We start from the raw sequence: 20,077 nt of genomic DNA on the forward strand, positions 1-20,077 counted from the left end.
CTGGCCAAAGCCCGAGGGACGGTCCAGGGCGAATCGCGTGGAGTGGCGTAAGTCGAGTAGCGTGACACACCATGCGTCTCGTCATCGCCCGTTGCTCCGTGGACTACGCGGGCCGGCTCACCGCCCATCTGCCCTCCGCCCCCCGACTGATTCTGGTCAAGGCGGACGGCAGCGTCAGCATCCACGCGGACGACCGTGCCTACAAGCCCCTCAACTGGATGTCCCCGCCGTGCACCCTCAAGGAGGACGTCGAAGGGGGCGTCGGCGTCTGGACGGTGATCAACAAGGCGGGCGAGAAGCTCATCATCACCATGGAAGAGGTGCTGCACGACTCCTCGCACGAGCTCGGCGTCGACCCCGGCCTGATCAAGGACGGCGTCGAGGCGCACCTGCAGGAGCTCCTCGCGGACCGCATCGAGACCCTCGGCGAGGGCTACACCCTCATCCGCCGCGAGTACCCCACGGCCATCGGCCCGGTGGACATCCTCTGCCGTGACGCGGACGGCGCCACGGTGGCCGTGGAGCTCAAGCGCCGCGGCGAGATCGACGGCGTGGAGCAGCTCACCCGCTACCTGGAGCTCCTCAACCGCGACCCGCACCTCGCGCCCGTGCGCGGCATCTTCGCCGCCCAGGAGATCAAGCCCCAGGCGCGGGTGCTCGCCACGGACCGCGGCATCGGCTGCGTCGTCCTGGACTACGACGCGATGCGCGGCATCGAGGACGACAAGCTGCGGCTGTTCTGACGGACCCGGATCGCACGAACGCCGGGCGGGCCGGATCTCTCCGGCCCGCCCGGCGTTCGCGTATCCGCTCTAGGCGACGGGCGTGCCGACGCCCGTTGACGAGGTGGCCGGCGCCGGTCCGCTCGCCGAGTTGGAGCTGCCGCCCGTGGCCGGCTGGGTCGGCGTCGTGGGCGTCGTCTCGGCGGGCTTCGTCGGGGTGCCGCCGTCGCCCGTCTTGGTCGGCGTGGGCTTCGGCGTCGGGGTCTCCCCGCCGCCGGGCGAGGGGCGCGTGGGGCTCTGCGAGGGGCGGCCCGGCCTGCTCGGCGACGGCGACGCCGGGTCGCCGCCCGGCTGCGACGCGGACGGCGAGGCGCTGCCGGAGGGGGCGGGCCCGTCCGGTGATCCGCTCGGGCCGGGCGTCTGCCCGGGCTTGCGCGGCCGGTCCTGCACCTGCGGCGCGCCCGGCTCACCGGCCGCCGGCTCGTCGGCGCTCAGCCCGCCGTCGCCGTCCTGCTGGGTCGCCGACCGGCCCGGCTGGACCGTGTCCGTCTGCGGGCCGCCCTTGCCGCCCGAGGTGGCGCCGAGGGTGACGACGGTGCCGAGCACGGCCGCGAGGACGGCACCCGCGCACGCGGCGAGGAGGTTGCGCCGGTTGCCGCCGGACATCAGCTTCTGCGCCCACGAGCGGGGCTGCGCCGCGGTGGGCCGCGGCGGGGCGGCCGGCGGGTGGGCCGCCGCGCCGGGGGCCAGGATCTTGGGGACGACCGCGGTCGTCGCGTCGCCCTGGCGCGGGGCGCCGAACACCGGGGGCACCTTCGCGGGCGGCGCGGCCGACTCCTCGCTGCGCGCGTCCGGCACCTCCTCGCCGGCCGAGGTGCGGCCGTCGCCGACGCGCAGCCGCCCGTCCGTGCCGCCCGGCAGGGGCGGCACCGTGGGCAGCGGCGGCAGCGGGGGCACCGGCGCGGATCCGGTGCGCCGCGGGGCGCCGCCGGGCACCGTCCGGGCGCCCATGGCCAGGCCGGAGCGGTCGGCGACCAGCGCCAGCGCCCGCCGGCCGGCGACGGCGCCGCGCTTGTCCGCGAGGACACCGCGCAGCCCGATGGACGCCTCCAGCTCGGCGCGGGCCCGGTCGAGGTTGCCGCTGCACAGGGCCAGCACGCCCAACTCGTGGTGGAAATACGCTTCTTCGCCGACTTCGCCCGCCAGCCGGGCGGCTTCCTGACCGCAGCGCAGGCTGCGCTCCCACGCCCCCCAGTGCAGCGCCGCCGCGAACGCCGGTGCGGCGGTACGGGCCAGCAGCACGGCGGCGGCGCGGTGCCCGGCCTCGGCGTCGCCGACCAGGGCGCCCATCGCGGCGAGGATGGCGTCGGCCTCGACGGCGATCCGCTCGGGGGTCACCGACGGGTGCCCGGCCCACCAGGCGTAGTGCTGGGCGGCGGTGTGCGCCTTGGCGGCGGCGTCGCTGCCGTAGTCCGCGGCCAGCAGCTGGTCGGCGATGCCGGCGGCCAGCCGGTAGTGGGCGCCGACGGTGGTGATCAGGCCGCAGGCCAGGAGCTCGCCGACGGCGGCGTCCGCGTGGGTGTCCCCGGCCAGGGCGGGCAGATGCGCCTGGTGGGGCACCTCGCCGCCGAGGGCGACCGCGAACCTCAGGGTCTCGCGGGCGGCCTTGGACAGCCGGGAGGAGAGCAGGACGGCGGGCGCCGCGGCCTGCGCGAGGCTCGGCAGCGGAACGTCCTGGGCGCCGTCGCCCGTCGCGGCGACGTCGGGGTCCCCGTCGGCGGCGTAGGGCCGCTCGGCGAAGACGCCGTACTCGTCGACGGCCGCCGGGCCCAGGGCCTGGGCGTCGCGCCGGCGCAGCAGCGCACCGGCCTGGACGAAGCGCAGCGGCAGCCCCTCGGACTCGAACCACAGGTCCGCGGCCCAGTCCGCCTCGTCGTCGGTGAGCGGCCGGTCCACGGCCCGCTCCAGCAGCTCCAGGCAGCCGGTGCGGTCCAGTCCGCCGAGGAAGACCTCTTCCAGGTGCGAGTCGGCGGAAGGGGCGGCCACGTCGGGGGTGGCGGCGAGCAGGAAGGCGCACTCGGGGGTGGCGTCGAGGAGCTCGTCGAGGGTGGCCCCGCCGAACTCGAGGTCGTCCACGACGACGACCGCGCCGATCTCGTGGACGGCGGCCAGCAGTTCGGTGCGGTCCAGGCGGTGCAGCGGCGCGTGGTGGACGGCCGCGAACAGCTCGTGCAGCAGGTCGGTGGGGGTGCGGTGGTAGCCGCTGAGGCGGACGACGCCGTCGGGCGCGAGGTCCGCGCAGTCCTCGGCGACGGCGTCCAGCAGGACGCTGCGCCCGGAACCGGAGGGGCCGGTCAGGCGCACGGAGCGGCCGCGGGAGAGGAGCCGGCCCAGTCTCTCGCGCTCCTCCTCGCGGTGCAGCAGGGGCAGCTCGGGGCCGGCCTGGCGGGCGGGCACGGGGGGCTGGGCGGCGCGGCGCAGCTCGGCGCGCTGCTCGGGGCCGTGGCGCTCGGGACGGGCGGGCAGGGCGCCGGGCGGGCAGGGCTCTATTTCGCTGCCGTCGAGGGGGTTGACGGTGAGCAGGTAGTCACCCGAGACGAGCTGGACGACGCGGACGGGGCCCTGGCCGCCGCCGGAGGCCTCCGGCGCCGGGACGGCGTCGCGGGGCGGGCGCCGCGTGCCGCCGTCCTCGGCGGGAGTGCGCTCGTCGTCGTGGAATTCCTCGGATCCCCTGTTCGTCGGGTCCATGGTTCAGAGCCCCCAAGATGCGTGGCGTGCCGTCGTGCCCTCCGGCCTGTCCGCACTCCTTCGACCTCCGGCCGGGCGCTGCCCGGGCCGTCGATTCCGGTCCGGTGCCCGCCGTGGGCCGTCGTGGCGGCGGGAAACCGAACAGACCTTGGCACAGTATCTACGACCGGGAGGGTGCCACGTCGCAGCGGGACGTCACAGTCTCGTGAGGATCGGGGTACTCGCACCGCAGGGGGCTCATCACTCCCGTCCGGCGCCCCTCGTCCCGTACGGGGGCCGCGGGTGTGCCCGACGGGCGCTCAGACTCTCGGCAGGGGCTGCTGGGGGGCGGCGTCGACGCGGTTCGCCTCGACGCCCTCGCCCCCCTCGATCGCGAGGATGCGGTGCAGCCGGGTGGCCACCAACAGGCGCTGCATCCGGTCGGGCACTCCGCGCAGGACCAGCCGCCGGCCGGTGCGCCCGGCGCGGCGGTGGGCGCCCATGATGACGCCCAGGCCCGTGGCGTCCCAGGAGTCCAGCTCGGTCAGGTCGAGGACGAGGTCGCCTCTTCCGGCGTCGAGGGCGGAGTGCAGGACCGTACGGGCGTCCGCCGCGTTGCGGACGTCGAGGCGCCCCCCGACGACCAGTTCGGCGTGGTCGCCCCTGATGTGCATATGCGCTCCCGGGAGTGGTGCGTGATGTGGTTGTGGCTCTAAAGAACTGACTGCCTCTCACACGACAAAGTTGCCGCCTGTAAGCGAACCGATACCGAATTCACCCCACGGGGTGAAGACCAGTGGACGGTTCGGCCTCAGTGCTGGTAGAAGCCCTGGCCGCTCTTGCGGCCGAGGTCGCCCGCGTCGACCATGCGGCGCATGATCTCCGGCGGGGCGAACTTCTCGTCCTGGCACTCGGTGTAGATGTTGCCGGTGGCGTGCATCAGGATGTCGATGCCCGTCAGGTCCGCGGTCGCCAGCGGCCCCATGGCGTGGCCGAAGCCCAGCTTGCAGGCGATGTCGATGTCCTCGGCGCTGGCCACGCCCGACTCGTACAGCTTGGCGGCCTCGACGACGAGCGCCGAGATCAGGCGGGTGGTGACGAAGCCCGCGACGTCGCGGTTGACGACGATGCAGGTCTTGCCGACGCCCTCGGCGAACTCACGGGCCTTGGCGAGGGTTTCGTCGCTGGTCTTGTAGCCGCGCACCAGCTCGCACAGCTGCATCATCGGCACCGGGGAGAAGAAGTGCGCGCCGACGACCCGCTCGGGGCGCGACGTGGCGGCCGCGATCTTGGTGATGGGGATGGCGGAGGTGTTGGAGGCCAGCACCGTCTCGTCCTTCACCAGGCCGTCCAGGGTGCGGAAGATGTCCCGCTTGGTGTCGATGTCCTCGAAGACGGCCTCGACGACGATGTCGGCGTCGGCGGTCGCGTCGAGGTCGGTGGTCGTGGTGATCCGGGCCAGCGCCTGCTCGGCGGCCGCGGCCTCCAGCTTCCCCTTGGAGACGAACTTCTCGTACGAGGCCTTGATGCCGTCCGTCCCGCGCGTGAGCGCGGCGTCGGTGACGTCCCGGAGCACGACGTCCCACCCGGCCTGGGCGGAGACCTGCGCGATCCCCGATCCCATCAGTCCGGCACCGATGACGGCGAGCTTCTTGGCCACGGCTGTCCCCTTACTCCCTGTGCATGTATCTGTTCATTTACGTTCTCCGCCCGGAGATTAGCGCTCGTCGGCGCGCGGTTGGGCAGTAAGAGATGCGCGTCACGTCCCGAATGACGGACATCACACTGAGACGGCCGGAGCCGCGACCTCACGGTGCAGAGGGGCCACTTGGGCCCCATCGATCACACGGCGGGCCGGCGGGCGTAGCCGAGGAGCCGGTCGCCGAGCAGGGTCTCGATCTCGTCCAGCACACCGAGCGCCGCACGGGAGGCCTCGGCCGCCGTGCGCCCGGCCATCAGTTCGTGCTGGATGAACTCCACGACGTGGCCGTGGATCCAGCCCAGCTGACTGGCCACCAGGGCGGGCAGCGGGCCGTCCGCCTCCGCGCCGGCCTCCCCGGCGAGCACGTCGACCACCGCCCCGACGGCCCGGTGGCGGATGTCGAACAGCCGTGAGCGCAGCGCCTGCGACCGGCCGATGACCCGCATGAAGCGGTCGTAGCCGTCGACGAGCCCGAGCCGCGGGGAGAGCGCCACCACTTCGGCGCGCAGGGCGCGCAGCACGGCCTCGGCCGCCGACTCCCCGGCGGGGCGGTCGCGGACGACCGTGGCCAGCCACTGGACCACGTCGTCCTCGCGGTCGAGGAAGAGGTCTTCCTTGGCGGGGAAGTAGTTGTACACGGTGTTGACGGAGACGTCCGCGGCCGCCGCGATCTCCGCGATCGTCACGGCGTCGAAGCCGCGCTCCAGGAACAGACCGGTGGCGACATCCGAGATGTGCTGCCTGGTCTGCCGCTTCTTCCGTTCCCTGAGCCCTTCGGTCATGGCCCCATCGTAGCTTCGCTGCACCCGATGAAAACTTGGAGTCATTGCAAACTTTAAGAGACTCTGCTTTTCTTGCGGTCATGGACGCACCGGAAACCCTCAGCATCCGCACCACCGGGCTCGCCCGGACCTTCACCACCCCGCGCGGCCCCGTCGACGCCGTGCGCGGCATCGACCTCGCCGTCCGGCGCGGGGAGATCCTCGGCTTCCTCGGCCCCAACGGCGCGGGCAAGACCACCACGCTGCGCATGCTCACCACCCTGCTCGCGCCCACCGGCGGCACCGCGACCGTCGCCGGGCACGACCTCGTCCGCGACCCCGCCGGGGTACGCCGCCGGACCGGCTACGTCGCCCAGTCCGGCGGCGTGGACCCCGGCGTGTCCGTACGCGAGGAACTGGTCACCCAGGGCCGCTTCTACCGGCTGCGCACGTCGGACGCGCGGGACCGCGCGGAGGAGCTGGCCGCCGAACTGGGCCTGGAGGGGCTGCTGGAGCGGCCCTGCGGCGCGCTGTCCGGAGGACAGCGGCGACGGCTCGACATCGCCATGGCCCTCACCCACCGGCCGGAGATCCTCTTCCTCGACGAGCCGACCACCGGGCTCGACCCCGGCAGCCGCGCCGACCTCTGGGACCTCGTCCGCCGCATCCGCTCCGAGTGGGGCACGACCGTCTTCCTCACCACGCACTACCTCGACGAGGCCGACGCCCTCGCCGACCGGCTGGTCGTCGTCGACAAGGGCGCCGTCGCCGCCGAGGGCACCCCGGCCGAGCTCAAGACCCGGCACGCCGGCTCGCCCACGGCCACGCTGCAGGACGCCTTCCTCGCGATCACCGGGCGCGGCGCCGCGCCCCGGGACGCCGCCCCCCTCGCCGTCTAGGAGCCGATCCCATGCGCCTTCTCCTTTCCGACATCGCCGTCGTCTACAGCCGCTACGCGCGCCAGACCCTGCGCTCCAAGGCCGCCATGCTCTTCGGCGCGCTCATGCCCGCGCTCTACCTCGTGCTCTACGGCCCGCTGCTGACCGACGTACCGCTCGGCGGCTCCGGCAGCTCCTGGCAGGTCCTGGTGCCCGGCCTGCTGCTCCAACTGGCCCTCTTCGGCTCCACGTTCGCCGGGCTCGGGCTCATCGTCGAGAAGCAGCAGGGGGTGGTCGAGCGGATGCGGGTGACGCCGGTGAGCCGGGCGGCCCTGCTGCTGGGGCGGGTCCTGAAGGACGCCACCCTGCTGGTCGTCCAGGCCGTGCTGCTGGTCGTGGTGGCCCTGGCCATGGGCCTGCGGGCCCCACTGCCCGGCCTCCTCATCGGACTCGCCTTCACGGCCGCGCTGGCCCTGTCGCTGGCGTCCCTCTCCTACGCGCTGGCCATGAAGGCCCCGGTGCCGCAGGCGTTCGCCCCCGTCGTCAACGCCGTCAACGTGCCCGTGATGCTGCTCTCCGGGCTGCTGCTGCCGATGAGCCTGGCTCCCGGCTGGCTCGACGCGCTCTCGCACCTGGTGCCGCTGCGCTATCTGGTGGACGCGGTACGGGCCGCCTTCGCCGGCGACTACGCCTCCTCCGCCCTGCTGTACGGCACCCTGGCGGCCCTCGTGCTGATGGCGGCGTCGGTGGCGGCGGGCACGCGGTACTTCCGCCGGGCCGGGGCGTGACTACGCTCGGACCATGGTCAATCTGACGCGCATCTACACCCGCACCGGTGACGACGGCACCACCGCCCTCGGCGACATGAGCCGCACCGTGAAGACCGACACCCGCATCGCGGCGTACGCCGACGCGAACGAGGCGAACGCCGCGATCGGGGTCGCGATCGCGCTGGGCCAGCTGCCGCCGGAGGTCGTCAAGGTGCTCGTACGGGTCCAGAACGATCTCTTCGACGTGGGAGCCGACCTCGCCACGCCCGTCGTCGAGGACCCCAAGTACCCGCCGCTGCGCGTCGAGCAGTCCTACATCGACAAGCTGGAGGCGGACTGCGACCGGTTCCTGGAGGACCTGGAGAAGCTGCGCAGCTTCATCCTCCCCGGCGGCACGCCGGGCGCCGCGCTGCTGCACCAGGCCTGCACGGTGGTACGCCGCGCCGAGCGCTCCACGTGGGCGGCGCTCGAGGTCCACGGCGACATCATGAACCACCTGACGGCGACGTACCTCAACCGCCTGTCGGACCTGCTGTTCATCCTGGCGCGCACGGCGAACAAGGAGCTCGGCGACATCCTGTGGGTACCGGGCGAGAACCGGTAGCTCTCCCGGTCCTCAATCGCCGGACGGGCTGAATTTCAGCCCGTCCGGCGATTGAGGACAAGAATCGCTCAGACCCCCGCCGTCTCCTTCTCCCCGCCCCGGGGTACCGGCACCGCCCCATGCCCGTCATCCGTCAACGTGACCTCGTCGAACGGCACCCGCCCCGCGAGAACCTCCCGCACCCGCCCATGGTCGATCTCCTTGGTCCACGTCCCCACGAGGACCGTCGCCACCGCGTTGCCGGCGAAGTTCGTCAGCGCCCGCGCCTCGCTCATGAAGCGGTCGATGCCGACGATCAGCCCGACGCCGTCGACCAGTTCCGGCCGGTGCGACTGCAGGCCGCCCGCGAGCGTGGCGAGCCCCGCGCCGGTCACGCCCGCCGCGCCCTTCGACGCCACGATCATGAACAGCAGGAGCGACACCTGCTGCCCCAGTGACAGCGGCTGTCCCATCGCCTCGGCGACGAACAGCGACGACATCGTCAGGTAGATGGCCGTGCCGTCGAGGTTGAAGGAGTAGCCGGTCGGCACGGTGATGCCGACGACCGGCTTGCTGACGCCCAGGTGCTCCATCTTCGCGATCAGCCGCGGCAGCGCGGACTCCGAGGACGAGGTGGACAGGATCAGCAGGAACTCCCGCCCCAGGTACTTCAGCAGCGCGAAGATGTTGACCCCCGCCACCAGCCGCAGCAGCGCGCCGAGCACGACCACCACGAAGAGCCCACAGGTCACATAGAAGCCGATCATGATGACGGCGAGGGACTTCAGCGCGTCCAGGCCCGTGGCCCCGACCACCGCGGCGATGGCGCCGAAGGCGCCGACCGGTGCCGCCCACATGACCATGGCCAGGATGCGGAAGACCAGCTTCTGGATGTGCCCGATGCCCCGCAGGACCGGCTCGCCGACCGGGCCCATCGCCTGCAGCGCGAAGCCCGCCAGCAGCGCCACCAGCAGGGTCTGCAGCACCTCGCCGCCGGTGAAGGCGGACACCATGGTGGTGGGGATGATGCCGAGCACGAAGTCGGCCGTCGACTCGTGGCTCGCGCCCTTGGCCTGGGCCTCGCCGGCGTGCCGCAGGGAGTCGGTCAGGTGCAGGCCGCTGCCGGGCTCGAGGAGGTTGCCGACGACCAGGCCGATGGCGAGGGCCACGGTCGACATGATCATGAAGTAGCCGAGGGCGAGGCCGCCCACGGCGCCGACCTTCGCGGCCTTCCGCACGGACCCGATGCCGAGCACGATCGTGCAGAAGATGACCGGCGAGATCATCATCTTGATCAGGTTCACAAAGCCCGTGCCCAGCGGCTTCAGCTCCACCGCGACCCCGGGCGCGGCGAAGCCGACCGCGATGCCGGCGAGCACCGCCGCGATCACCGCTAGGTAGAGGTAGTGCGTACGGTCGGCTCTTCCGCGCGCCTGCTGCGGCTCCTGCGGCGGTGGCTGCACTGCCACGGTGGTCTCCTCGTCGTCCCGGCTCGATGCGGGGCTCCCCGCTCCGTCGCGAGGTCCCCGGACCCCGTTCTCCCGACGAAAGGGGGTCGCGGTGACTATGCATGGCGCTGTGACGGCGGTCACCCTTGCGTGCATTACGTTCACGAACCGGCCAGAGGGCACACTGTCGGCCATGCGCATACCTCGCATACGCCGCCCCCGCAGCCTGGCCGGCCAGCTCTTCGCGATGCAGATCGTGCTGGTCGCCGTCGTGGTGGCCGGATGCGCGGTCTTCACGTACATCTCCGACCGCCGGCAGGCGCAGGAGGCGGCCCGCCGCCAGGTGACCGCGGCCGCCACCGCCGTCGCCGCCTCGCCGGCCGTACGGGCGGCCGTGCGCGGCCCCGACCCGGCCGCCGCGCTGGGGCCGTACGCCGAGCAGGTCCGCCACGACACGGGCGTCGACTTTGTGACGATCATGAGCCCGGGCGGCGTCCGCTGGACCCACCCCGATCCGTCCCGCGTGGGCGAACGCTTCCTCGGCCACACCGGCCCCGCCCTGGGCGGCCGTACGTTCTCCGAGACGTACACCGGCACGCTGGGCCCGTCCGTACGGGCCGTCGCCCCGGTGCGCCAGGCACCGGGCGGCGAGGTCACCGCCCTGGTCAGCGCGGGCATCACCGTCGACGCGATCAGTGCCGAGGTGCGCCGCCAGGTCGCCGCCCTGCTCGCCATGGCCGTGGCCGCCCTCGCCCTCGGCGGCGCGGGCACGTACCTGCTCAACACCCGGCTGCGCCGCCACACGCACGGCATGAACGCGGCCGAGCTCGGCCGCATGCACGACTACCACGAGGCCGCCCTGCACGCGGTGCGCGAGGGACTGTTAATGCTCGACGGGCAGCGGTGCGTCGCCCTGGTCAACGACGGCGGGCGGGAGCTCCTCGGCCTGCGCGGCGACGTCGTCGGCCGGCACGTCCGCGACCTCGGCCTCCCCGCGCCGCTGACCGACGCGCTGCTGGCCTCCGGGCCGCGCGTGGACGAGGTGCACCTGACCGCCGAGCGCGTCGTGGTCGTCAACACCTCGCCCGTCTCCAGCGGCGAGCGGCGCGGCACGGTCGTCACCCTGCGCGACCACACCGAACTCCAGGCGCTGTCCGGGGAGCTGGACTCCGTACGCGGCTTCGCCGAGGCGCTGCGCTCGCAGGCCCACGAGGCGGCCAACCGCCTGCACGCCGTCGTCTCCCTCATCGAGCTCGGCCGGGCGGAGGAGGCGGTGGAGTTCGCCACCGCCGAACTCGAGCTCGCCCAGGCCCTGACCGACCGCGTCGTCGCCGCCGTCGCCGAGCCCGTCCTCGCGGCGCTGCTGCTGGGCAAGGCCGCCCAGGCCAACGAGCACGGCGTGGAGCTCGTCCTGACCGACGACACCCGCGTCGACGACGGCCTCCTGCCGCCCGGCCTGCCCGCCCGCGACCTCGTCACCGTCCTCGGCAATCTGATCGACAACGCCGTCGAGGCGGCCACCGGCTCGCGCACCACCCCCCGCGTCACCGTGACCGTCCGCACCGACGGCACCGACGGCACCGACAGCACCGACAGCACCGACGATGACATCGGCGACGGCGGCGAGCTGCTGCTGCGTGTGGGCGACTCGGGCCCCGGCGTCGCCGCCGAGGCCGTGGCGGAGGTGTTCCGCCGGGGCTGGTCCACCAAGTCGCCCGGCATCGCACCGCACGGCCGCGGCCTCGGCCTGGCACTCGTACAGCAGGCCGCCCGCCGCAACGGCGGTACGGTCACGCTCGGCCGCTCCCCCGCCGGCGGGGCCGAGTTCACCGTCCGGCTGCCCCTGCGCGTCCCCACCCCCGAAGGAGTCCCCGCATGAGCACCGGTCCCTGCCCCGAACCGCCGGGCACCGGGCCGGCGGCCGCGTCGCCGATCCGCGTCCTGGTCGTCGAGGACGATCCCGTGGCCGCCGACGCGCACGCGCTGTACGTGGGCCGGGTGCCCGGGTTCACGGTCGCCGGGGTCGCGCACACGCGCGGCGACGCCTCGCAGTTCCTCAAGCGGACGCCGGTCGACCTGATCCTGCTGGACCTCTACCTCCCCGACGGCCACGGCCTCCAGCTCCTGCGCTCGCTGCGCACGGCCGGGCACACCGCCGATGTCATCGCCGTGACCTCGGCCCGCGACCTGGCCGTGGTCCGCGAGGGCGTCTCGCTCGGCGTGGTGCAGTACGTGCTCAAGCCCTTCACCTTCGCCACCCTGCGCGACCGCCTCGTGCGGTACGCGGAGTTCCACTCCGCCGCCGGGGAGGCCGGCGGCCAGGAGGAGGTCGACCGGGCGCTGGCGGCCCTGCGTGCTCCGCAGCCGGCCGCGCTGCCCAAGGGGCTGGCCGCGGACACCCTGCAGTCGATCACCGACACCCTGCGGGCCGCCGGTCCCGTCGGCGTCTCCTCGGGCGCGGCCGCGAGCGCCGTGGGCATCTCCCGGATCACCGCCCGCCGTTATCTGGAGTACCTCGTGGACACCGGCCGCGCCGCCCGGGCCCCGCAGTACGGCCAGGTGGGCCGGCCCGAGCTGCGGTACACCTGGCTCAGCCGGCGCTGACGCAGAGGGGGAGCCAGGCCGGGGCCGGGGGCGGCGGCACGCGTGCGGCGGGGTCGCCGGGGGAACGTACGACTCGACATCCCAAGGTGCAGGAGGTCGTGCCGTGCGCCCCACCACCCCCGTACTCCTCGTCGCCACCCTCGCCACCGCTCTCACCACCGCGTCGCTGACGGCCTGCGGCGGATCCGGCGGCGATCCGGACACCGTGAAGATCGCCTACCCGCGCAGCACGGACAACAAGGTCCGGATCATGGACGACTACCTGGCCGGGATCAAGAAGCAGTTCGAGCGGGACCACCAGGGCAAGAAGCTCGAACTCGTCCCGATCCAGGCCTCGCAGGACGACTACTACGCCAAGATCCAGCAGATGATGCGGTCGCCGAAGACGGCCCCGGACGTCGTCCGTGAGGATACGTTTCTCATCAACTCCGACATCAAGAGCGGCTACTTGAGACCGCTGGACGACAAGCTGGCGCACTGGAAGCCCTGGGACCACTTCGAGCAGGCCGCGAAGGCGTCGGCGAAGGCGGAGGACGGCAGGACGTACGGGGTGCCGGACGGCACGGACACCCGAGGCCTGTGGTTCAACAAGAGCGTCTTCGCCAGGGCCGGGCTGCCCGAGGACTGGGCGCCGCACACCTGGAACGACGTCCTCGAGGCCGCCCGCACCATCAAGCGCAAGGTCCCCGGCGTCATCCCGCTCAACGTCTACACGGGCAAGGGCCCGGGCGAGGCCGCCACCATGCAGGGCTTCGAGATGCTGCTGTACGGGACGGGGGCCGACCCCCTCTACCGGCCGGCGGAGAAGAAGTGGGTGGTGGGCGGCCAGGGCTTCAAGGACTCCCTCGACTTCGTCCGCACCGTCTACTCCGAGAAGCTGGGCCCCGACCCCTCCGACGCGCTCGACCCGAACGTCTCCACCGTCGTCGCCACCGAATGGCTGCCCACCGGCAAGCTGGCCATCGCCCTCGACGGCTCCTGGCTCGGCAAGAACTGGCTGGCGAACGGGGCCCGCCCCTGGCCGGAGTGGTCCCACGTGATGGGCCGGGCCGCCTTCCCCACGAAGGACGGCAAGGCGCCGGGCCGCGTCAGCCTCTCCGGGGGCTGGACCTGGTCGATCAGCGCCAAGTCCGCCAAGGCCGACCTCGCCTGGCAGGTGATCGAGACCCTGCAGAACACCGCCAACGCCACCGAGTGGACCGTGCGCGACGCGCAGATCGCCGTACGGGACGACGTGGCGTCGGCCCGCCGCTACCGGGAGTCGATGCCGGGCATCGAATTCTTCACGAGCCTCGTCGAGCACACCCACTACCGCCCGGCGCTTCCGGTGTACCCCCAGGTCTCCCACGCGATCCAGGAGGCGATGGAGTCGGTGACGACCGGGGACGCCGACGTGGCGCAGGCGGCGCGCCGCTACGACGAGCGGCTGACGTCGATCGCGGGCGCGTCGGGCGTGACGACGCGATGAGGGGGCGGACGAAAGGAAGGGGGACACCGTGACCGCGACCGCACCGCCGGGCGCAGGCACAGGCCTGGGCCCTGGACCGATCCCTGGACGGGGGCCGGTGGCCCGCCGCGCCCGTACCGCCGTGCGCTGGCTGCCCCTCGCCCCGGCGACGGCCCTGCTGCTGCTCCTGCTCGCCGGGCCCATCGCCTACTGCGTCTACCTGGCCTTCACCGACACCCAGCTGACCGGCCAGGCGTCGGCCTCCTTCGTCGGCTTCGCCAACTTCCGCCGGGCCTTCGCGGACCCGGACTTCCGCAACGCGGTGCTGCTGACGCTCCTCTTCACGGTCCTGTCGTCGATCGTGGGCCAGAACTCGCTGGGCTTCGCGCTGGCGGCCCTGATGCGCCGCGCGTCCAAGGGCGTCCGCACGCTGACGGGAACCGTCGTGATCGCGGCATGGGTGCTGCCCGAGATCGTGGCGGGCTTCCTGCTCTACACCTTCTTCAACCGGCGCGGCACCCTCAACGCCGTCCTGGAGTGGCTGCATCTCCCGCAGCAGAACTGGCTGTTCACCCTCCCCATCCTCGCCGTCTCCTTCGCCAACGTCTGGCGCGGCACGGCCTTCTCCATGCTGGTCTACTCCGCGGCCCTCGCGGAGATCCCCCGCGACGTCACGGAGGCGGCGGAGGTCGACGGCGCGAGCGGCCTGCGCCGCTTCCTGCACATCACCCTGCCGATGATCCGCCGCTCCATCGGCACGAACCTGATGCTCAACACCCTCCAGACGCTGTCCGTCTTCGGCCTCATCTGGGCCATGACCCGCGGCGGCCCCGGCAACCGCAGCCAGACGCTGCCGGTGTTCATGTACGACCAGGCGTTCCTCAAGGCGCTGATCGGCTACGGAACGGCGGTGGCGCTGCTGCTGTTGCTGGTGGGGGCGGTGTTCGCGGCGGTGTACGTCCGGCTGCTGCGGGAGGAGACCTGAGCGTCGCCGTTCGCTGAACCGCACCGCTCCCGGGGGCCTGGCACCACCCCCGGGGCCGGGTGCTGGCCTCATTCCTCCACGCGCGCCGGTCGACGAGGGTAGAGGGGAAGGCGATCACCCACCGAGGAGTACGAGATGACCGAGCAGCGCGCGCTGTCCCCCTTCGAGACCGGCTACTTCAGCGCGGCGGCGCGGTTCGGCAGCGTCCCCGTCGCGGGGCTGCCGGTCTACGTCGGTTCGGTCGTGCGGGGGCCGGTGGACGCCGGTCTGTTGCGGCGTGTCCTGGACGAGCTCGCCGCCGGGCATCCGCTGCTGCGCTGCCGGGTGGCACCGGGCAGTGGCGGGGCCCCGGCGTTCCATGTGAGGGAGGGCTTCCGGCCGCGGCTCGACGTCGTCGACGGGGGCGACGCGGCGTACCTCGCGTTGATCAACTCCCGGCAGGACTGGGCGGACGGGTTCTTCCGCGGCTACCTGATGCGGGACGGCGAGCAGAGCCGGGTCGTCCTGGCGATCCACCACGGGATAGCCGACGGCCGGTCCGTGTTCGCGCTGCTCGACGAGTTGTGGCGGCGCTACACCGCCCTGGCCTCCGGCGCCGGGCTGCCGGTCGTGGTCGGGCACCGCGTGCCGGACGCGGTGGACACCCGGCTCCCGGCCGTCGTGTCCGACGCGGAGGTCACCGCGTTCCTCGACCGGCTCGCCGGGGCCGCCGCCGGTGACGGTCCGGTGCCGGCCGCGCTGCCGACGGACGGCGACGGTACGGGCGAGGACCCGCTCGGCCGCTTCGCCCTGGACCGCATCGAGTTGGGCCCCGACACCACCGCGGCGTTCATGGCCACCGCCCGCGCGCACGGGCTGACCGTCAACAGCTTGCTGTGCGGCGCCGTACTCGCCGCCGTCAGAACGCAGCTCGCACCCGCCTCCGGGGAACTGCCCTTGGTCTGCGGCAACGCCGCGGACCTGCGCGGCACCCTGCGCCCCGAGCTGCCCGCGAGCACAGTGCTGAACTGCGCCTCGGGGTTCGGCACCCTGCTGCCGGTGCCGGCCGGCGCGGATCCCGTCGCACTCGGCCGCATGATGTCCGCCGACGCCCGCCGCGCCCTGGCCGACCGCGACCCGGCCCGCTACGTGCTCGCCGTCCAACGCGCCCGTACGGATCAGGGGGCGGCGGCCCTCGGCGCCCCGCCCACCGTCGCCGTCTCGAACGTCGGCCTCGTCCCCGGGCACCCGACCCCGCCCGGTCTGCGGATCGTCCGCGACGAGGTGTACACGATGGCGGCGGGGATGCCGCCGAAGCTGACCGCGTTCACCTACGACGGGCGGCTGACCGTGCAGGTCGAGTACGACACGGCCGTCCACACCCGCGCCCTGATGGGCCGGCTCGGCGCCGAACTGGACGCGGCCCTGCGGGGCGTGGCGTGCGACGCGCCCGCCGCGACGGTCGGCGCCTAGGCACGGCCAGGGGGCCCGCATGGGCAACGGGCCCCCGCCGCATTGCTCGTGCGGGTCACACCCGAACGGCGGCCGCGGCCCGGGCACGCCGCAGCGCGACGAACTCGACGTCGGCGAAGAGCCCGACCACCACCGCCGTCAGGACCATGAACGCGGTCCCCAGGCCCGTGAGCGGCACCACGTCCGTGAAGGCGAGCGCCAGGAACCCCACGAAGGACAGGGAATTGACGGCGATGACGGCCGCGGCGGGGCCCGACGGGGTCCGCTCGTGGCGGACGATGAAGGCGATCCCGGCGGCTATGCCCAGGATGACGATCCCGAGGGCGACCGACCACGTGGTGGGCAGGCCCAGGGGGTCGCTCAGCAGCTTGCAGCCGGCGAGCAGGACGACGCCCAGCCCGGCGCAGGCCCAGCCGTCGATGCGCAGGGTGATGCGCAGCAGGTCCGCGCTCTTGCCGGCCGCCGAACGCCGGGCGGTCATGGCCTGGGTGCTCATGCGGGTCTCCTTTGTCCGTGGGCAGGGGCCTGACCCGGCCCGGTCTGGGGAGACCGTGACATCGCGGGGGCCGGGGGCTCAATGACCTCCGAGGTCATGGCCGCCGGCCGCCGGCCCGGCGTCGGACCCGTCAGCCCGCCGAAGGCGCCGGCTCCGCCGGCGGCGTCACGCTCTTGATCACCGCGAAGGGGGCGCCGTAGGGGTCCGCGAGCCACGCCATGCGCCCGATGTCGGGCGCGTCGGCGGCCGGCATCAGGACCGAGCCGCCGTTGCCCTGGGTCCGGGCGACGACCTGGTCGACGTCCGGGACCTCGAAGTACGGCAGCCAGTGCGGCTTCTCGGCGGGCTCGTGGAGGGGGACGACGCCGCCGAAGGAGGCCTTCTGCTGGTCCTCGCCGGCCGCGGTGGACAGGACCGTGTACGTCATGCCGGGGACCTTGACGTCCTCGGAGCGCCAGCCGAACAGGCCGCGGTAGAAGGCCTTGGCGGCCGTGGGGTCGCCGGTGTGGAGCTCGGCCCAGCACAGGGAGCCCTGGTCGGTGACCTTCTCCAGGCCCTGGACGGCCGCCGGCTGCCAGACGGCGAACTCGGCGCCGTCCGGGTCGGTGAGGCACCCCATCCGGCCCGCCTCCATCGCGTCGAACGGCGCCACCCGCACCGTACCGCCGCCCTGCTCGGCGGACTTGGCCGTGGCGTCCGCGTCCGGTGTCCGGAAATAGACGGTCCAGGCCGAGCTCGCGCCCTCCTCCGTCAGCGGGCCGAGGGCCGCGACGTTCTTGCCGTCCACCTGGAAGAAGCCGTAGCCGCCCGCCTCCTCCCCCGCCGACCGGAACTCCCAGCCGAAGACGTCGCCGTAGAAGTCGGCGGCACCCTCCGTGTTCGGACTGCCGAGGTCGAGCCAACACGGTGCGCCGGTGACAAAGTCAGTGGTGAGCATGGCGGTGTGCCCCTTCGACGGATTCCGCCGGGTTCCCCCGGCCGGATTTCAGCGGGATCTAGCGAGGAACTCCGGGCGTTTACGCCCGGGAGGAATCGCTTCTCCGGACTGCTCGGACGTGCAGGGGAGCATGGATCCGGCCCCGTTGTCAGTACCTGCTGTTAGGTTGCCGGCATGAAGCTCGTCGTGCAGGTCAGACTCATGCCGGATGCCGTACAGGCAGCGGCACTTGGGGCGACCTTGCACGCGGTCAACGAGGCCGCGAACTGGGTGTCCGCTGTGGCGTTCGAGCGCGGTGTGCCGCGTGAGTACGAGCTGCGCAAGCACACCTACGCAGAGTTGAAGGCGCGTGGGCTGGGTGCGCAGGCCGCCCAGCACACCATCAAGAAGACGCGGGACGCCTACACCACGTTGAAGGCGAACATCCGCGCCGGGAACCTGGGCAAGCCGGGGGCGAAGCGCAGGGCCAAGGCGGAGTCGAAGCCAATCGCATTCCGGGCCGATGCCGCCCAGCCGTATGACGACCGGTGCCTGTCCTGGCAGTACGACGCCCGAACGGTGTCGATCTGGACCACGGCCGGGCGGCTCAGACACGTCCGCTTCGCCTGCGCCCTGGACGCGCTCAAGATGCTCCGCGAGCACCGCAAGGGCGAGTCCGACCTGATCGAACGCGGCGGCGTGTTCTACCTGATCGCCGTCTGCGATGTCCCCGAGGCCGAGCAGTACGAGCCCAGGGGGTTCATCGGCGTCGACCTCGGGATCAACAACATAGCCACCACCTCCACCGGCTACCGGGTTGCCGGGCGCGGCCTGAACCGACACCGGAAACGACAGCTCGCACTGCGGAAGAAGCTCCGGGCCAAGGGCACCAAGTCCGCGAAGCGCCTCCTCAAGAAGCGCTCCCGCAAGGAAGCCCGGCACACCGCCAACGTCAACCACATCATCTCCAAGACCATCGTCACCACCGCTGAACGCACCGGCTCCGGTATCGCCTCGAAGACCTCACGGGCATCCGAAGCCGGGTACGGCTCCGCAAGGACCAGCGGACTCCCCTGCATTCGTGGAGCTTCCTCCAGCTCGGCCAGTACATCGAGTACAAGGCCAAGCGGGCTGGGGTGCCACTGGTGTACGTCGATCCGGCGTACACCAGCCGGCAATGCTCCGAGTGCGGCTATACCGACCGGAGGAACCGTGTCGATCAAGCAACGTTCGCGTGCCGGTCCTGCGGGGCCCTCATGCACGCGGACGACAACGCGTCCCACACCATCGGCCGCAAAGGCGAGACCGTGTGGACCGCGGGGCGTGAGTCACGCGTCCCTGCCACCCCAATAGCGGGTGTCTGGACGGAGGAGCCAACCCAGCAGCCAGTTGGGCACTACCTCCAAGCCCGGTCCCTCAGGGCCGGGACAAGTTGACTCTGGCACCGGCCACTGACAGCCCAGTACGGACATTCGTACGCCCCCGGCGCGCGGGGGCAGGGCGTACCGGCCGCCGGAGGGCGCGACGGGCCCCCTGAACGGAGTAAGCCTCCGATAGCCGGGGGCCAGGGTGCGGGAGACGATGAGAGTGCTGTCAACGACGCAGACGACTCGAGAGGCATTCGCGCTCGGAGGAGGACGATCATGACGACAGCCAAGGACATCATGCACGAGGGCGCCCAGTGGATACCCCAGACGGAGACCCTGGACGTCGCGGCCCAGCTGATGCGGGACCTGAACGTGGGGGCCCTGCCGGTCGCCGACAAGAACGAGCGGCTGTGCGGCATCATCACGGACCGCGACATCGTCGTGAAGTGCATTGCCGAGGGCATCGACCCCTCCCAGTGCCGTGCCGCCGACCTCTGCGAGGGCACGCCCCGCTGGATCGACGCGAACGCCGACGTCGAGGACGTCCTGCACGAAATGGGGGGCCACCGCATCAAGCGGATACCGGTGATCGAGAACAAGCGTCTCGTCGGGATGATCAGCGAGGCCGACCTGGCCCAGCACCTCACGGACGAACAGATCGCCGAGTTCACGGAGCTGGTCTACGCCCGCTGACTGCCACCCGGCAGCCGACGGCTACGACACCCTCCGAGGAGGCGGACAGACCATGACCAAGGCCAAGGACATCATGCATCCGGGCGCCCAGTGGATCACCCGCGAGGAGACCCTGCCCCGCGCGGCCCAGGTGATGAAGATGCTCAACGTGGGCGCCCTGCCGGTCAGTGACGACAACGGGCGGCTGTGCGGGATCATCACCGACCGCGACATCGTCGTGAAGTGCCTCGCCCTGGGGCACGACCCGTCCAAGTGCACGGCCGCCGACCTCTGCGAGGGCACGCCCCGCTGGATCGACGCGAACGCCGACGTCCAGGACGTCCTGCAGGAGATGGAGAGCCACCGGATCCGTCGTCTCCCGGTGATCGAGAACAAGCGCCTGGTGGGCATGATCAGCGAGGCGGACCTGGCCCGCCACCTGCCCGACGCCCAGGTCGCCGAGTTCGCGGGCCACATCTACTCACCGGCGAAGTAGGCGGGCGCGGCGGCCGACGGGCGCGCCGGCTCCACCCGGGGACAGGGCGCG

Annotated in this window: 18 protein-coding genes and 1 pseudogene; 12 read left to right on the forward strand and 7 right to left on the reverse strand. The window is 72.6% G+C overall.

Annotation, left to right across the window (positions count from 1 at the left end):
• Positions 1-71 precede the first annotated feature (71 nt).
• Positions 72-743, forward strand: coding sequence for an endonuclease NucS (gene nucS / locus AB0G59_RS06795; protein ID WP_360908791.1), 672 nt, complete (start codon positions 72-74; stop codon positions 741-743).
• A 69-nt stretch (positions 744-812) separates the two neighbouring features.
• On the opposite strand, the gene AB0G59_RS06800 is transcribed toward nucS, so the two are convergent.
• From AB0G59_RS06800 to AB0G59_RS06815, 4 genes are all read right to left on the reverse strand, one after another.
• Positions 813-3,470 carry an ATP-binding protein gene (locus tag AB0G59_RS06800; RefSeq protein WP_360908793.1) on the reverse strand — a complete coding sequence of 886 codons (2,658 nt, stop codon included), beginning with the start codon at positions 3,468-3,470 and terminating at the stop codon, positions 813-815.
• A gap of 299 nt (positions 3,471-3,769) precedes the next feature.
• Positions 3,770-4,123, reverse strand: a complete 354-nt coding sequence (locus tag AB0G59_RS06805) for an STAS domain-containing protein (RefSeq protein WP_071965166.1) — start codon at positions 4,121-4,123, stop codon at positions 3,770-3,772.
• A 137-nt stretch (positions 4,124-4,260) separates the two neighbouring features.
• Entirely contained in the window at positions 4,261-5,109 is an 849-nt protein-coding gene (locus tag AB0G59_RS06810) for a 3-hydroxyacyl-CoA dehydrogenase family protein (protein ID WP_360908795.1), read from the reverse strand.
• A 182-nt stretch (positions 5,110-5,291) separates the two neighbouring features.
• Complete coding sequence (locus AB0G59_RS06815) at positions 5,292-5,933, reverse strand: TetR/AcrR family transcriptional regulator (protein WP_360908797.1); 642 nt, start codon at positions 5,931-5,933, stop codon at positions 5,292-5,294.
• Between the two features lie 80 nt (positions 5,934-6,013).
• Between AB0G59_RS06815 and AB0G59_RS06820 the strand changes: the two genes are divergently transcribed.
• From AB0G59_RS06820 to AB0G59_RS06830, 3 genes are read left to right on the forward strand one after another with little or no spacing between them, the layout of a single operon-like run.
• On the forward strand, positions 6,014-6,811 hold the full coding sequence (locus AB0G59_RS06820; protein WP_360908799.1) for an ATP-binding cassette domain-containing protein: 798 nt from the start codon (positions 6,014-6,016) through the stop codon (positions 6,809-6,811).
• Between the two features lie 11 nt (positions 6,812-6,822).
• Positions 6,823-7,578 (forward strand): ABC transporter permease, encoded by a 756-nt coding sequence (locus AB0G59_RS06825; RefSeq protein ID WP_360908801.1) that lies wholly within the window; start codon positions 6,823-6,825, stop codon positions 7,576-7,578.
• 13 nt (positions 7,579-7,591) lie between these two features.
• A complete protein-coding gene (locus AB0G59_RS06830; RefSeq protein WP_360908803.1) occupies positions 7,592-8,164 on the forward strand; it encodes a cob(I)yrinic acid a,c-diamide adenosyltransferase in 573 nt (190 codons plus the stop codon).
• Between the two features lie 68 nt (positions 8,165-8,232).
• On the opposite strand, the gene AB0G59_RS06835 is transcribed toward AB0G59_RS06830, so the two are convergent.
• Entirely contained in the window at positions 8,233-9,612 is a 1,380-nt protein-coding gene (locus tag AB0G59_RS06835) for a cation:dicarboxylase symporter family transporter (RefSeq protein WP_360908805.1), read from the reverse strand.
• A 172-nt stretch (positions 9,613-9,784) separates the two neighbouring features.
• On the opposite strand from AB0G59_RS06835, the gene AB0G59_RS06840 reads away from it, so the two are divergent.
• From AB0G59_RS06840 to AB0G59_RS06860, 5 genes are all read left to right on the forward strand, one after another.
• Positions 9,785-11,470: an ATP-binding protein gene (locus tag AB0G59_RS06840; RefSeq protein WP_360908807.1), complete on the forward strand. Its 1,686-nt coding sequence runs from the start codon at positions 9,785-9,787 to the stop codon at positions 11,468-11,470.
• Entirely contained in the window at positions 11,467-12,195 is a 729-nt protein-coding gene (locus AB0G59_RS06845; RefSeq protein WP_360908809.1) for a response regulator, read from the forward strand. The genes AB0G59_RS06840 and AB0G59_RS06845 overlap by 4 nt, the downstream gene beginning before the upstream one ends.
• 103 nt (positions 12,196-12,298) lie before the next feature.
• Positions 12,299-13,663, forward strand: a complete 1,365-nt coding sequence (locus tag AB0G59_RS06850; protein WP_360908811.1) for an extracellular solute-binding protein — start codon at positions 12,299-12,301, stop codon at positions 13,661-13,663.
• 79 nt (positions 13,664-13,742) lie between these two features.
• The gene (locus tag AB0G59_RS06855; RefSeq protein ID WP_360909337.1) at positions 13,743-14,627 is read left to right on the forward strand and encodes a sugar ABC transporter permease; all 885 of its coding nucleotides are present in this window, start codon (positions 13,743-13,745) and stop codon (positions 14,625-14,627) included.
• 135 nt (positions 14,628-14,762) lie between these two features.
• Complete coding sequence (locus AB0G59_RS06860; RefSeq protein ID WP_360908813.1) at positions 14,763-16,079, forward strand: hypothetical protein; 1,317 nt, start codon at positions 14,763-14,765, stop codon at positions 16,077-16,079.
• Positions 16,080-16,134: 55 nt separating this feature from the next.
• Here the strand turns inward: AB0G59_RS06860 and AB0G59_RS06865 are convergent, their stop codons facing one another.
• Positions 16,135-16,575, reverse strand: coding sequence for a hypothetical protein (locus AB0G59_RS06865; protein ID WP_360908815.1), 441 nt, complete (start codon positions 16,573-16,575; stop codon positions 16,135-16,137).
• A 130-nt stretch (positions 16,576-16,705) separates the two neighbouring features.
• A complete protein-coding gene (locus tag AB0G59_RS06870; protein WP_360908817.1) occupies positions 16,706-17,512 on the reverse strand; it encodes a VOC family protein in 807 nt (268 codons plus the stop codon).
• A gap of 174 nt (positions 17,513-17,686) precedes the next feature.
• Between AB0G59_RS06870 and AB0G59_RS06875 the strand changes: the two are divergent.
• From AB0G59_RS06875 to AB0G59_RS06885, 3 genes and pseudogenes are all read left to right on the forward strand, one after another.
• A pseudogene (locus tag AB0G59_RS06875) lies at positions 17,687-18,927 on the forward strand (transposase).
• 207 nt (positions 18,928-19,134) lie between these two features.
• On the forward strand, positions 19,135-19,551 hold the full coding sequence (locus AB0G59_RS06880) for a CBS domain-containing protein (protein ID WP_360908819.1): 417 nt from the start codon (positions 19,135-19,137) through the stop codon (positions 19,549-19,551).
• A gap of 52 nt (positions 19,552-19,603) precedes the next feature.
• On the forward strand, positions 19,604-20,026 hold the full coding sequence (locus AB0G59_RS06885; protein ID WP_360908821.1) for a CBS domain-containing protein: 423 nt from the start codon (positions 19,604-19,606) through the stop codon (positions 20,024-20,026).
• The last annotated feature ends 51 nt before the right edge of the window (positions 20,027-20,077 follow it).

This window comes from Streptomyces sp. NPDC021096, assembly GCF_040641275.1.
In the GTDB taxonomy this organism is placed as follows: Bacteria; Actinomycetota; Actinomycetes; order Streptomycetales; family Streptomycetaceae; genus Streptomyces.